Source organism: Pseudomonas sp. TSO6 (assembly GCF_056098905.1).
In genome coordinates, this window is record NZ_JBLZWV010000007.1 from 120,529 (window position 1) to 133,922 (window position 13,394).

The 13,394-nt window shown below is 63.3% G+C and carries 10 protein-coding genes; 2 read left to right on the forward strand and 8 right to left on the reverse strand.

Annotated features, from left to right (window positions below; all coding sequences use genetic code 11):
• Window positions 1-52 precede the first annotated feature (52 nt).
• From ACN6NG_RS01705 to ACN6NG_RS01725, 5 genes are all read right to left on the reverse strand, one after another.
• Window positions 53-2,485 (reverse strand): TonB-dependent siderophore receptor, encoded by a 2,433-nt coding sequence (locus ACN6NG_RS01705; RefSeq protein ID WP_063425407.1) that lies wholly within the window; start codon window positions 2,483-2,485, stop codon window positions 53-55.
• 219 nt (window positions 2,486-2,704) lie between these two features.
• The gene (locus tag ACN6NG_RS01710; protein WP_353456152.1) at window positions 2,705-3,661 is read right to left on the reverse strand and encodes a FecR family protein; all 957 of its coding nucleotides are present in this window, start codon (window positions 3,659-3,661) and stop codon (window positions 2,705-2,707) included.
• Window positions 3,658-4,176 (reverse strand): RNA polymerase sigma factor, encoded by a 519-nt coding sequence (locus ACN6NG_RS01715; protein ID WP_474312842.1) that lies wholly within the window; start codon window positions 4,174-4,176, stop codon window positions 3,658-3,660. The genes ACN6NG_RS01710 and ACN6NG_RS01715 overlap by 4 nt, the downstream gene beginning before the upstream one ends.
• 314 nt (window positions 4,177-4,490) lie before the next feature.
• A complete protein-coding gene (locus ACN6NG_RS01720) occupies window positions 4,491-5,201 on the reverse strand; it encodes a 3'-5' exonuclease (protein WP_016497660.1) in 711 nt (236 codons plus the stop codon).
• Window positions 5,198-7,135, reverse strand: a complete 1,938-nt coding sequence (locus tag ACN6NG_RS01725) for a DUF294 nucleotidyltransferase-like domain-containing protein (protein WP_341797367.1) — start codon at window positions 7,133-7,135, stop codon at window positions 5,198-5,200. The genes ACN6NG_RS01720 and ACN6NG_RS01725 overlap by 4 nt, the downstream gene beginning before the upstream one ends.
• 116 nt (window positions 7,136-7,251) lie before the next feature.
• On the opposite strand from ACN6NG_RS01725, the gene ACN6NG_RS01730 reads away from it, so the two are divergent.
• Entirely contained in the window at window positions 7,252-7,791 is a 540-nt protein-coding gene (locus tag ACN6NG_RS01730; RefSeq protein WP_063425413.1) for a response regulator, read from the forward strand.
• A gap of 138 nt (window positions 7,792-7,929) precedes the next feature.
• Here ACN6NG_RS01730 and ACN6NG_RS01735 read toward each other — a convergent pair whose 3' ends face one another.
• A complete protein-coding gene (locus ACN6NG_RS01735; RefSeq protein WP_197898032.1) occupies window positions 7,930-10,107 on the reverse strand; it encodes a malate synthase G in 2,178 nt (725 codons plus the stop codon).
• Window positions 10,108-10,556: 449 nt separating this feature from the next.
• Here ACN6NG_RS01735 and ACN6NG_RS01740 point away from each other — a divergent pair, with 449 nt between their 5' ends.
• The gene (locus ACN6NG_RS01740; RefSeq protein WP_016484572.1) at window positions 10,557-11,075 is read left to right on the forward strand and encodes a glycine cleavage system transcriptional repressor; all 519 of its coding nucleotides are present in this window, start codon (window positions 10,557-10,559) and stop codon (window positions 11,073-11,075) included.
• Between the two features lie 334 nt (window positions 11,076-11,409).
• On the opposite strand, the gene rarD is transcribed toward ACN6NG_RS01740, so the two are convergent.
• Window positions 11,410-12,297 (reverse strand): EamA family transporter RarD, encoded by an 888-nt coding sequence (gene rarD, locus ACN6NG_RS01745; RefSeq protein ID WP_063424384.1) that lies wholly within the window; start codon window positions 12,295-12,297, stop codon window positions 11,410-11,412.
• Window positions 12,298-12,361: 64 nt separating this feature from the next.
• Window positions 12,362-13,336: a serine/threonine protein kinase gene (locus ACN6NG_RS01750; protein ID WP_019470553.1), complete on the reverse strand. Its 975-nt coding sequence runs from the start codon at window positions 13,334-13,336 to the stop codon at window positions 12,362-12,364.
• Window positions 13,337-13,394 lie beyond the last annotated feature (58 nt).

Sequence of the window (13,394 nt, forward strand, 5' to 3'; positions counted from 1 at the left end):
GGTACCGATTTTTGTCTGTTGGAACGGGGGCCGCAAAGCGGCCCCCGTTCACTCAGAACTTGTAAGTGGCGCTGGCGACAACACTGCGCTCATCGCCGTAGTAGCAGTAGTACGAGTCACAGGTAGAGAGGTAATCCTTGTTCAGCAAGTTGGTGGCATTGACCGCCACCGATGCGCCCTTCAGGCTGCTGTCCAGGCGACCCAGGTCGTAATGCACCGACGCATCGAACACGGTGTAGGCCTTGGCCTTGCCCAGGTAGGTATTGGCCTGGTCACCGTAGGTATTGCCGGTATAACGCGCGCCCAGGCCGATGCCGAAGCCGTCGAGCACGCCGGAGTGCCAGGTGTAGTCACTCCATACCGAGGCTTGCTGGTTAGGCATCAATTGCAGGCGGTTACCTTTGTAGAGGCCGTCCTGCACTTCAGATTTGGCCAGGGTGTAAGCGGCAATCACTTTCAGGTTTTCGGTAACGTCGGAAACCGCTTCAAGCTCAAGGCCGTGGACTTTCACTTCGCCGCTCTGGCTGGTGACGGTTACGCCACCCACGTTGTTGGTGACCGCGACGTTCTTCTGGGTCAGGTCATAGACAGCTGCCGACAGCAGCGTGTTGGAGCCCGGTGGCTGGTACTTGACGCCCAACTCCCACTGCTGGCCCTCGGTCGGCTTGAACGACTCGGTCGCAGAAGCGCTGGCATTGCTGGCAGGTTGGAAGGACTCGGCATACGAAAGGTACGGCACGAAGCCCGAATCGAACACGTAGCTGAGAGCCGCGTTGCCGCTGAACTTCTTGTCGCGCTGGGTATTGGTGGCATCACCCTGGTTGAGATACCTGGTACCGGTATGTACCCAGTCCTCACGACCGCCCAAGGTCAGGCGCCAGTTGCCGAGCGCCATCTGGTCCTGAACATACAGGCCGGTCTGGCGGGATTTCTGGTTGTAGTCGTAGAACGCCGTCGAGCGGTCCGGGCGGGTGATCGGCACCCCGTAGACCGGGTTGTTGACGTTGCTGTCCGGCACGTTGAAGCCGAAGATCGACAGGTAGTTGGTGTTGATGCGCTGGTGGTCCAGGCCGAGCAGCAGGGTGTGGGTGATGTCGCCGGTGGCGAAATCTGCCTGGAAGTTGTTGTCCACGGCGAACTGGCTGATGTCTTCGTCAGTGTTGGTGGACATGCGGCTTACCGTGCCATCGTCCTTCACCGGGCCACCGGGCTGGTAGTAGCTGCCTGGTGTGATGGTCTGGAACGCCAGGTCTGTCTTGGTATAACGCAAATTCTGACGGAACTGCCACACGTCGTTGATGCGGTGTTCGAAGGCGTAGCCCAGGGCGTAGTAGGTACGGTCGTAGAATTCGTAGTCCGGGTCACCCAGGTTCTTGTGGTGCGAGATCTTGCCGAACGGCATGTCGATCTTGGTGCCCTGGATTGGCCGGAACTGGCTGGTGGCGCCGGTATCGTCGCGGGTGAACTGGGTGAGGAAGGTCAGCGTGGTGTCTTCGTCAATGTTCCAGGTCAGGCTCGGGGCGATGTTGTAGCGCTTGTCGTCGATGTGGTCGATCTGCGTGCCGCCGTCGCGGATCACACCGCTGACGCCGTACAGGAAGCGGCCTTCATCGTCGATCTTGCCAGTGCTGGCAAAGTTGATCTGGCGGTGGTTGTCGCTGCCGTACTGCAGTTCGATCTCGTGCTCGCTTTCGGCTTGCGGGCGACGGCTGACCATGTCCAGCAGGCCGCCGGGCGGGGTTTGGCCATAGATCGAGGAGGCCGGGCCACGCAGCAGGGCGAGGCGGTCGAGGTTCCAGGTTTCGGCTTTCGGGTTGGCGTACACGCCGCGTGGCAGCGGCAGGCCATCGAGGAACTGGGTGGGCTCGAAGCCGCGCACGCGCATCCAGTCATAGCGCGTGTCGCTGCCGAAGCTGGCCGACACGATGCCGGGCATGTAGCGCACGGCGTCATCCAGGCTGTGCACACCGCGGTCTTTCATCTGCTCGCGGGTGGCGATGGAGATGGAACGCGGGGCCTCCACCAGCGCGGTGTCGGTCTTGGTGCCAGCGGCGGTGCGCTTGGCCAGGTAACCCTCTACCGGGCCCCAGGCACTTTCAGAAACGCTGGCGGCGTCCACGGTGGTTTCCGGTAGTGCCAGTGTGCCGTCCGGCACGGCCACCAGGCTGTAGCTACCCACGCTGCTCTGTTGCAACTGCAGGCCGGTACCGCGCAGGGCCGCTTGCAGGGCGCCGAGGCCGTCGTACTGGCCGCTTACCGGGGCCGAGGTGCGGCCGCTTACCAGTGCCGGGTCGATGGCCAGGGCAATGCCGGCCTGGCTGGCGATCTGGTTGAGGGTGGTGGCTAGCGGCGCGCTGGGCAGGTTGTAGGCGCGCGGCGTGGATAGCTCGGCGGCGAACAAGGCAGGGCTGGTCAGCGGGGCAGCCAGGCCGATGGCCAGGGCCATCAAACTGGGGCGCAGGATACGATCAACGGCACGGGACATGCGGCGGTTCCTCGACGGGTAAGTGCTTGCTGCTTCCTTGCCGAGCGAGAATTGAAAAGTGACAGGGTGAATCTGAAAAATATTGAGAATTATTTGAAATGTGTATTTGCCTGCACTGGCCTCTTCGCGGGTGAACCCGCTCCCACAGGGACCCCACGGGGTCAGGCACTGTGAAACACCTGTGGGAGCGGGTTCACCCGCGAAGAGGCCGTTACAGGTCTACTTGGGAACGACGTTCACCCACCACTGGGTATGCCGCTCGATCTTCACCGGCAAGGCCGGCACCAACGACTCCAGCGCCAAGTCGGTGTTGGTCAGCGGGAAGCTGCCGGTCACGCGCAGGTCGGCGACTTGCTCGTCTACCCCCAGGTAGCCGCTGCGGTACTTGCCCAGTGCGGCCAGCAAGTCGCCCAGCCGCACGTTGTCCACCACCAGCATGCCGCGGGTCCAGGCATCGGCCCCGACCGGTACTGCGCCGACCTGGCCGAGGCCGTTGGCGTTCATCAGTACCTGCTGGCCTTCGCGCAGCACTTGCTCGTCGCCACTGTTGTGCGGCATGGCTGCGACCGAGGCTTGCAGTACTTCCAGGCGTGTACCGGCGGCTTCGCGGCGCACGAGGAAGCGCGTGCCAAGGGGGCGCAGGCGACCGTCGTCGGTGCGTACCAGCAGCGGGCGTGGGTCCTGGTGGCCGGTTTCAACCGAGATCTCGCCCTGGTGCAGCACGATTACCCGCTGCTCGCCCGCGTAGTCGATGTCTACGGCGGTGTGCGTGTTCAGGCTCAGCAGTGTGCCGTCTTCCAGGCGCAGGGTTCGCAGTTCGCCCGTGGCCGTGCGCTGGTCGGCCAGCCAGTAGCTTGGGGCCAGCGACGGTGCGCCGACCCACGCCAGCAGCGAGCCGAGCAGGAACATGCCAGCAAGCCCGCTGCCCGCTTTGCTGATGCGTCGACGCAGGCCGGCGCGTGATTGCAGCAACGCCTGGCGTGCCGGGCCGGCCGCGGCGCTGACACGCTGGTCCATGGCGCCGAGCTGGCGCCAGGCACGCGCGTGTTCTTCGCTGGCGGCATGCCAGCGCATGAATTCGTTGCGTTCATCGGGCGTGCCGCTGGCGCCGCCGAGGCTGAGTTTCCAGGCGATGGCGGCTTCCAGTACCTGGGACGAAACCGGTGCATTGCTCACGTCGGTTCCCCGTACAGGGCCACATAGCACTGGCGCATGCCTTGGGCGATGTACTGGCGTACCCGCGATACCGAAACGCCCATGCGCTCGGCGATTTCGGCATGGCCCATGCCGTCCAGGCGGTTGTGCAGGAATGCCGCGCGGGCCTTGCTCGACAGCTTGCCGAGCAGCCGGTCGATGGCCTTGAGGTCTTCGAGGATCAGCAGCTGCACTTCCGGGGAAGGTTGTTCGGCTTCCGGGATAAGCGCCAGCTCGACCAGGTAGGCCTGTTCCAGCGCGGCGCGGCGAAAGTGGTCGAACATCAGCCCTTTGGCCACGGCGGCCAGGAACGCACGGGGTTCGCGGGGCGTGTCCAGCTGCTCACGGCCGAGCAGGCGCACGAAGGTGTCCTGGCTCAGGTCTTCGGCACGTTGGCGGCAGGCCATGCTGCGTTGCAGCCAGGCGAGCAACCAGCCGCGGTGGTCGCGGTACAGCGCACCGACCAGATCGGCGTGTGGGCTCTGTGCTGAAGACAAGCAGCGTCCCCCCGGAACGAATGCATTAACTAACGATAATTATTCGCGATTGTTGCAGAGGGGAGGGGGTGGGTGCAATGGACGCTTATCGGATTGCCACCATGGAAAAGGCTGATGGCCCAATCGCCGGCAAGCCAGCTCCCACAGGGATCGTATGATTTTCAAGCCTTGTGTGCAGCCCTGTGGAGCAGGTGTCGAGTAATTTCGGGGTGTTGTGCAGTCCCTGTGGAGCAGGTGTCGAGTACTTTTCAGGGGTTGTGCAGTACCGTGGGAGCTGGCTTGCCGGCGATTGGGCCAGTCAGGCCAATGCAAAGCTACAGGCCATGACTTTGTGCTTTGCGCCGCCGCCACCCACGCAACCGCTGCTCCAGTTGCAACGGGCTGTCCAGCTGCTGGCGCCGGGCCTGGCTGAACAGGATCAGCGCCAGTTCAGCAGTCACCTGGGCATCGGCACTGGCATGGTGGCGCTCTTCCACCTGCAAACCAAACCGCGCCACCCAGTCATCCAGCCCGGCCTCGCGCAGCACCGTGTCGGGGTTTAGCATCGGCGCCAGTTCGGCAACGTCGAGGAACAGTGACTGCAGACGATGCCCAAGGCTCTCCTTCAGCGCACGGGCCAGCATGCGCTGGTCGAAGGGCGCATGAAACGCCAGCACCGGGCTGTTGCCAATGAAATCGAGCAAGTCGAGCAGGGCCTCGGCCGGGTCGCAACCGGCGGCCAAGGCGCCAGGGCCCAGGCCATGGATTAGCACGCTGGCGTTGGTCTTCTGTAAAGGCCTGTGCAGGGTGCGTTCGAACTGCTGGGCAAAATCGATGGCGCCGTCTTCGATGGCCACTGCGCCAATCGACAATACCTGGTCCCGGTTGGGGTTGAGCCCGCTGGTTTCCAGGTCCAGCACCACCCAGCGCTGTTCACGCAGGGTGCATACCCCCAGCGGCGTGGGCTTGGGTAACCGGCTCAGGCGCTGGCGTGTGGCGGGGTCCAGTTCGGGCGCGCTGGGGCGCAGCCAGGTGAACAGGCTCATAGCTGGTACCGCAGGGCCAGGCTGCTTTGCAGGCGCTGGGCCTGGCGCAGCGCCTCGCGCAGGATGCGCCGGTCCAGGTGGTTGAGGCTGTCCGGGTCGAGGCGGTTGGAGTAAGGCAGGTTGTCGCGAGCCTGGCGCTGGTGCTGCTGCATGCGGGTTTGCTGGATGAAGTGGTAAGCCTCTTCATAGGCCGCGCCATCCAGTGGCTCGATCACGCCCTTGGCCACCAGCTGGCGCAGCCGCTCCAGGGTGTTGCAGGCACCGACGCCATTGGCCAACGCCAATAGCCGGGCACCGTCGACGAATGGCGTCAGGCCCTGAACCTTGAGGTCTAGGGTGGCGGCCTTGTCATTGCCCTGGCGGGTCAGCACGAACTCGCGCAGGCGGCCCACCGGCGGGCGCTGGCGCAAGGCGTTTTCGGCCAGCATGCGCTGGAAGATGCGGTTGTCGGCCACTTGGTCCAACAGGCGTTGGCGCAGTTGTTCGCAACCTTGCTCATCGCCCCACACCACGCGCAGGTCGAAGTAGATGCTCGAACCCAGCAGGTTCTCCGGGCTGGCTTCACGAACAAAGCCGGCAAAGCGCCGTGCCCACTCGCTGCGCGACAGGCACAGGTCAGGGTTGCCGGCCATGACGTTGCCCTTGCACAGGGTAAAGCCGCACTGGGCCAGGCACTGGTTGATGTACTGCGCCAGCGGCAGCAGGCGGGCACGGATGGCGTCGGCTTCAGCGCTGTCGGCGGCTTCGAAGAGGATGCCGTTGTCCTGGTCGGTGTGCAGGGTCTGCTCGCGGCGCCCTTCGCTGCCAAAGCACAACCAGCTGAACGGCACGCCCGGGTCGCCGCGCTCGGCCAGCGCCAGCTCGATCACCCGGCACACGGTGTGGTCGTTGAGCAGGGTGATGATCTGGGTGATCTGCGTGGACGATGCGCCATGGGCCAGCATGCGCTCCACAAGTTGGCTGATCTCCCCGCGCAGCGAGACCAGGGTGTCCAGCCGAGGCGCATGGCGGATGGTGCGCGCCAGGTGCACCAGGTCTACCCGTTGCAGCGAGAACAGGTCACGCTCGGAAACCACCCCGCACAAGCGCCGGTTTTCTACCAGGCACACGTGGGCGATATGCCGCTCGGTCATGGCCATGGCCGCGTCGAAGGCGCTGGCCTGAGGGCTGAGGTAGAAGGGCTTGACCGTCATGTGCCGCTCGATGGGCGCGCCCAGGTCGGCATCCGCCGAGGCCACCACCTGGCGCAGGTCGCGCAGGGTGAAGATGCCGGTGGGGTAGCGCTGCGCGTCGACCACCACGATGCTGCCGACCTGCTGCTCGTGCATCAGTCGTACGGCTTCGCGCAGCGGGGTTTGTGCCGTGCACACCACCGGGTGACGCATGGCCAGCTCACCCAAGGGCGTGTTCAGCGAATACTGGGTGCCGAGGGTTTCCACAGCGCGCTGTCGTACCTGCTGGTTGACCTGGTCGAGCAGGCTGCTGACCCCGCGCAGGGCAAAATCCCGAAACACTTCAGACATCGAGAACACGCGGATGAACGCGGCCTTGTTCAACTGCAGGCAGAAGGTATCTTCACCGGCCAGGTGCTCGGTGCGGGTGGCTCGCTCGCCCAGCAGGGCGGCCAGCGGGAAGCACTCGCCACTGGTGATTTCGAAAGTGGTTTCCACGCCAGGCTTGACCAGGTGCTGGCGCTCGCCAACCACGCGGCCCTGTTTGACGATGTAGAAGTGCTCGACCGGCCCGTCGGCAGGTTTGACGATGCTTTCGCCGCAGGCATAGAAGCGCAGCTGGCACTGCTCGACCAGGTAGGCCAGGTGGCTGTGCTCCATCTGGTTGAACGGCGGAAAGCGCTGCAGGAACTGCAGGGTGCCTTGGATGTTCTGCAGTACTGCTGTCCTGCCCGCCTGGCTGTAGGCGTCCTTTTTGCTCATGAAACTGACCGTATCGCTACGCCGAACTATATATATCTATATATAGGTGCCGGCCTTGTTGTTCTCTGCCTCCATGGTCGGCTTGCGGCGGGGTGGTGCCCATTGGACGTAAGTCTATGAACGCCCCTGTCAAAGACCCGACGAAAGGCGAAACGGGTTACGCGAGTAATGTGGTCCTAAGGCTGAAGCGGAATTTTTTTGACGAGATGAGCATGCCTGAGCACACCGACATCCTGAGCGACGCCGAGCGTGAGGCCTTGGCCGTGGTAAGTGCGCCTGTGGCGCCCAGGCCGTTGGTGCTTGTGGTGGATGACAACGCGGTGAACCGCGAGGCACTGATCCTTTACCTGAAAAGCAGGGGCATTGATGCGGTGGGGGCGGACGGGGCCGAAGAAGCCAGGTTGTACCTGCATTACCAGCAACGGATTGCTTTGATGATCACCGATTTGCGCATGCAGCCAGAGGACGGTCTGGACCTGATCCGGCAGATTCGCGAGTCGGAGCGCGCAGCGTTGTCGATCATCGTGGTGTCGGGCGACACCGATGTGAAAGAGGCGGTGGACGTGATGCACCTGGGGGTGGTGGATTTCCTGCTCAAGCCGGTGGACCTGGGCAAGCTGCTGGAACTGGTGAAGAAAGAACTGAAGATCGAGTAAGTAGTGGCCTGTTCCGGCCTCATCGCCGGCAAGCCAGCTCCCACAGGGACCGCACAGGTTTCAACGCCTGTGCAGTTCCTGTGGGAGCTGGCTTGCCGGCGAATGGGCCGCACAGCGGCCCCCGTTCGCAGGTGTTACTTACAGTCCGTTACGCGCCTTGAACTCGCGGCGACGGCGGTGCAGCACCGGCTCGGTGTAGCCGTTCGGCTGCTTGCCACCTTCCACCACCAACTCTACAGCCGCCTGGAACGCGACGTTGTCGTCGAAGTTCGGCGCCATCGGGCGGTACAGGGCGTCACCGGCGTTCTGCTGGTCGACCACCACGGCCATGCGCTTGAGGCTTTCCAGCACCTGATCCTGGCTGACCACGCCATGGCGCAGCCAGTTGGCCAGCAACTGGGCAGAAATGCGCAGGGTGGCACGGTCTTCCATCAGGCCGACGTTGTTGATGTCCGGCACCTTCGAGCAACCCACACCCTGGTCGATCCAGCGCACCACGTAGCCGAGGATGCCCTGGGCGTTGTTGTCCAGCTCGTTGCGGATTTCTTCGTCCGACCAGTTGGTGTCGGCGGCCAGCGGGATGGCGAGGATGTCGTCCACCGATGCCGGGGTACGCGAGGCCAGCTCACGCTGGCGCGCCTGCACGTCCACCTTGTGGTAGTGCAGGGCGTGCAGGGTGGCTGCAGTCGGCGACGGCACCCAGGCGGTGTTGGCACCGGCCAGCGGGTGGGCGATCTTCTGCTCGAGCATGGCAGCCATCAGGTCGGGCATGGCCCACATGCCTTTGCCGATTTGCGCACGGCCTTGCAGGCCGGTGGCCAGGCCAACGTCGACGTTGTTGTTTTCGTAGGCACCGATCCACTTCTCGTTTTTCATGGCGCCTTTGCGCACCACGGCGCCGGCTTCCATCGAGGTGTGGATTTCATCACCAGTGCGGTCGAGGAAACCGGTGTTGATGAACGCTACGCGCTCGGCGGCAGCCTTGATGCAGGACTTGAGGTTGACCGTGGTACGGCGCTCCTCGTCCATGATGCCGACCTTGACGGTGTTGCGTGGCATGCCCAGCAGGTCTTCGACCTGGCTGAAGATTTCGGCGGCGAAAGCGACTTCTTCCGGGCCATGCATCTTCGGCTTGACGATGTACACGCTGCCGCTGCGGGTGTTCTTGCGGCTGGTGTTGCCGTTGAGGTTGTGCAGGGCGATCAGGTTGGTGAACAGGCCGTCCTGGATACCTTCGGGGATTTCGTTGCCCTGGGCATCGAGGATCGCCGGGTTGGTCATCAGGTGGCCAACGTTACGCACGAACAGCAGCGAACGGCCGTGCAGGGTCACGCTGCCGCCATTGGGCGCGGCGTACTCGCGGTCCGGGTTCATGGTGCGGGTGAAGGTTTTGCCACCCTTGCTCACGGTTTCGGCCAGGTCGCCTTTCATCAGGCCCAGCCAGTTGCGGTAGACGATAACCTTGTCGTCGGCGTCGACGGCGGCAACCGAGTCTTCGCAGTCCATGATGGTGGTCAGTGCCGATTCCATCAGGATGTCTTTCACGCTGGCGGCGTCGGTGCTGCCAACCGGGGTGTTGGCATCGACCTGGATTTCGAAGTGCAGGCCGTTGTGCTTGAGCAGCACGGCGGTTGGTGCGGCGGCGTCACCGTGGAAGCCGATGAGCTGGGCATCGTCACGCAGGCCGCTGTTGCTGCCGCCTTTCAGGGCAACAACCAGCTTGCCGCCTTCGATGCGGTAGCCGGTGGAGTCGACGTGCGAGCCGGCAGCCAGTGGCGCAGCCTCGTCGAGGAAGGCGCGGGCGAAGGCGATGACCTTGTCGCCACGGACCTTGTTGTAACCCTGGCCTTTTTCGGCGCCGCCTTCATCGCTGATGGCGTCGGTGCCGTACAGGGCGTCATACAGCGAACCCCAGCGTGCGTTGGCGGCGTTCAGGGCGAAGCGGGCGTTCATTACCGGCACCACCAGCTGCGGGCCGGCCATGTGGGCGATTTCTTCGTCCACGTTCTGGGTGGTGGCCTGGAAATCGTCGGCTTGTGGCAGCAGGTAGCCGATTTCCTGGAGGAATGCTTTATAGGCGACGGCGTCGTGGGCCTGGCCTTTGCGTGCCTGATGGTAGGCGTCGATCTTGGCTTGCAGCTCGTCGCGCTTGGCGAGCAGGGCTTTGTTCTTTGGAGCGAGGTCATTGATGATCTTCTCTGCACCCGCCCAGAACTGCTCGGCGACGATGCCGGTCCCGGGGATGGCTTCGTTGTTCACGAAGTCGTACAGGACCTTGGCGACCTGAAGGCCACCGACTTGAACGTATCCAGTCATTGCTTGCCTCACTCTGCTCAGCTATTTCGCTCTTCTGTATTAAGCCTGTAGCGCTTCTCTAAACACGGCACCAGTGCGTGCCCCCGGGTTGTACCGGGCGCGGCTGGGTGCGGCTTGCCAGACGGGCCGGCAGGCAGTGTGCGTATTTTCACAGGCGCCTTGGCAGACATCCAAACGACGTTTTGTAGTCCGCGCCACGGGATACTACATGAAGCAGTAGGCGGGGCAAAATCAGACTAAAAGCGCCGTTATGCGACCCGTTGGTCGCGTATGGTCACGCTGGGAGTGGGTATGTTCGCAAAAAACAGGTGGATTGTTCCAGATAAATCTTGAAACAGTACACGATTCGTTGTGCTGGCCGCCCTGCGGCAGGTTGCCGCGCCTTGCCTATACTGAGTCGATCCCCCGATTTTCTGCCGCCGGGCGCGGTCCGACACGAGGAAGGGCTTGTGGATCATCTTGTACTGACTGTTATCGCCCCTGACAAGGCTGGCCAGGTCGAACGCATTGCCCAGTGCATCGCCGACCACAGTGGCAACTGGCTGGAAAGCCGCATGTCGCGTATGGCCGGGCAGTTTGCCGGCATCCTGCGGGTGGCGGTGCCGGCTGAGAATTACGCTGAACTGGTGGCATCGTTGCAGGGGCTGGCCCGGTATGACATTCGCGTGCTGATTGCCGAGAGCGGCATCGAGCCGTCGTGTACCTGGAAGCCGATTGCCATGGAACTGGTGGGGAATGACCGGCCGGGGATCGTGCGGGACATTACCCGGTTGCTGGCGGATCTTGGGGTGAACCTTGAGCGATTTACCACTGAGGTGCGGCCGGCACCGATGAGCAGCGAGCCACTGTTTCATGCCGATGCATTGCTCGCGCTGCCGTTGACCCTTTCGCTGGATGAACTGCAGCAGAAGCTGGAGAGCCTGGCGGATGATTTGATGGTGGAGTTGAAGTTGCGGGCGGAGGATTGATTCGGGATTGCCGGGGCCGCTTTGCGGCCCATTCGCAGCACAAGGCTGCTCCTACAGGAGTTATGCGATTCACTGTAGGAGCAGCCTTGTGCTGCGAACGGGCTGCATCGCAGCCCCTTGCGGTTATCCCGATATCACGGGGAAGGCCCTGTGGATAACCTGGGGGTGTACCTCTCCACCCCAGGCCCTCTGTGCCCTGCGCAGTTTTGATCAAAAAACACCCAATAATCAGCAGCTTGTGCACAAAGCACGGGGACGAGGGTGTGGATAACCTTTGGAGATGTCGCTGCAGGCCACGAACCGCATGGTCTGCAGAGTTTTGATCGTTTTTTGATCAGCTGCGCTTGCGCAAACTCATCCACGCATCGACGCTATAGATCGCCAAACCTGCCCAGATGAACATGAACGCCACCAACGTGCTCGACGACAAATGCTCATCGAACAACAGCACTGCCTGCAGCAATACCAGCGTCGGCGCCAGGTACTGCAGGAAGCCCAGGGTGGTATATGGCAGGTGCCGGGCCGCAGCGTTGAAGCACACCAGCGGTATCAGCGTCACCGGCCCGGCCGCCATCAACCACAGTGCTTCGCTGCTGGTGTAAAACGCCCCCTGGGCACTCATCGCCGCCGGGTGCAGTAGCAGCCAGCCAAGGGCCAGCGGCACCAGCATCCAGGTTTCCACCACCAAGCCCGGCAATGCCGCCACCGGCGCCTGTTTGCGAATCAGCCCGTAGAAGCCGAAGCTCAGCGCCAGCACCAGCGACACCCAAGGCAGGCTGCCTACCTGCCACACCTGCTGGGCTACGCCTACGGCGGCCATGCCCACCGCCAGCCATTGCAGGCGGCGCAGGCGCTCGCCAAGAATCAGCATGCCCAGTACCACATTGATCAGCGGGTTGATGTAGTAACCCAGGCTGGCTTCGAGCATGCGGCCGTTGTTTACCGACCACACATAGGTCAGCCAGTTACCCGCAATCAATGCTCCGCTCAGCGCGAGGATGCCCAGCCGGCGCGGGTTGTCGCGCAGTTCGCGCCACCAGCCCGGGTGTTTCCACACCAGTAGCAGCAGCGAGCCGAACAGCGCCGACCAGAGCACCCGGTGGACAATGATCTCGACCGCCGGGACGTTCTGGATTGCCTTGAAATAGATGGGGAACAGGCCCCAGATGATGTAGGCGCTCAGGCCCAGGATGTACCCGCGACGCGGGTTTGCGGCGTGCATGCAGAATCCTTGCTTAGGTAGCTAAATAAAGCGACGCCTATTGTAGACAGACGTAGGCATGCTTCTAGAACAATTTCAGCGGTGCTTCATCCAGCGCGGCCATTTGTTCGCGCAAGGCGAGAATCTGGTCCCCCCAGTAGCGGGGTTGGCCGAACCACGGGAAGCTGGGCGGGAACGCCGGGTCGCTCCAGCGCCGTGCCAGCCACGCGCTGTAGTGAAGCTGGCGCAGGGCGCGCAGGGGCTCGATCAGGGCCAGTTCGCGCGGGTCGAAGTCGTGGAACTCGTTGTAGCCGTCGATCAGCTCGGCCAGTTGCCCCAGGCGCTCCTCGCGGCTGCCGGCCAGCATCATCCACAGGTCTTGCACCGCCGGGCCCATGCGGCAGTCGTCGAGGTCGACCACGTGGTACACCTCGTCACGGTGCATCAGGTTGCCGGGGTGCAGGTCGCCGTGCAGGCGGATCAGCTGGTGCGGTGTGCGGGCGTAGATATCCTCGACACGTTTTAGCAGGTCTCGGGCCACGGACTCGAAGGCGGGCAACAGTTCGCGAGGGACAAAACCACCGTCCAGCAGGGTGTTCAGCGAGGCGTGGCCGAAGTTGTCCACAGCCAGGGCCTCACGGTGCTCGAATGGTTTGGTGGCGCCCACAGCATGCAGGCGGCCGAGCAACTGGCCAAGGCGGTAGAGCTGGTCGAGGTTGCCCGGCTCCGGAGCGTGGCCGCCGCGGCGCGGGAACAGAGTGAAACGGAAGCCCTGGTGCTCGAACAAGGTGCGGCCGTCGTGCTGCATCGGCGCAACCACCGGCACTTCGCAGTCGGCAAGTTCGGCGGTGAAGCTGTGTTCTTCGAGGATCGCCGCATCGCTCCAGCGGCCCGGGCGGTAGAACTTGGCGATCAGCGGCTGCGCGTCTTCGATGCCCACCTGATAGACGCGGTTCTCGTAGCTGTTCAGTGCCAGCACCCGGGCGTCGCTGAGAAAGCCGATGCTTTCCACTGCGTCCAGGACCAGGTCGGGGGTGAGGGTGTCGAAGGGGTGGGACATGGTGACTCCGGAGGGTAAGCAGCGTGGGGCCATGGTAACGCGTTATGCCTGTACCGGC

What these genes read in the sequence shown, in the direction of transcription:
- ACN6NG_RS01720 (WP_016497660.1), bottom strand. Translation starts at nt 5,201, where the DNA reads ATGAGCCTGTTCACCTGGCTGCGCCCCAGCGCGCCCGAACTGGACCCC.
- ACN6NG_RS01735 (WP_197898032.1), bottom strand. Translation starts at nt 10,107, where the DNA reads ATGACTGGATACGTTCAAGTCGGTGGCCTTCAGGTCGCCAAGGTCCTG.
- rarD (WP_063424384.1), bottom strand. Translation starts at nt 12,297, where the DNA reads ATGCACGCCGCAAACCCGCGTCGCGGGTACATCCTGGGCCTGAGCGCC.
- ACN6NG_RS01705 (WP_063425407.1), bottom strand. Translation starts at nt 2,485, where the DNA reads ATGTCCCGTGCCGTTGATCGTATCCTGCGCCCCAGTTTGATGGCCCTG.
- ACN6NG_RS01725 (WP_341797367.1), bottom strand. Translation starts at nt 7,135, where the DNA reads ATGAGCAAAAAGGACGCCTACAGCCAGGCGGGCAGGACAGCAGTACTG.
- ACN6NG_RS01730 (WP_063425413.1), top strand. Translation starts at nt 7,252, where the DNA reads ATGAACGCCCCTGTCAAAGACCCGACGAAAGGCGAAACGGGTTACGCG.
- ACN6NG_RS01750 (WP_019470553.1), bottom strand. Translation starts at nt 13,336, where the DNA reads ATGTCCCACCCCTTCGACACCCTCACCCCCGACCTGGTCCTGGACGCA.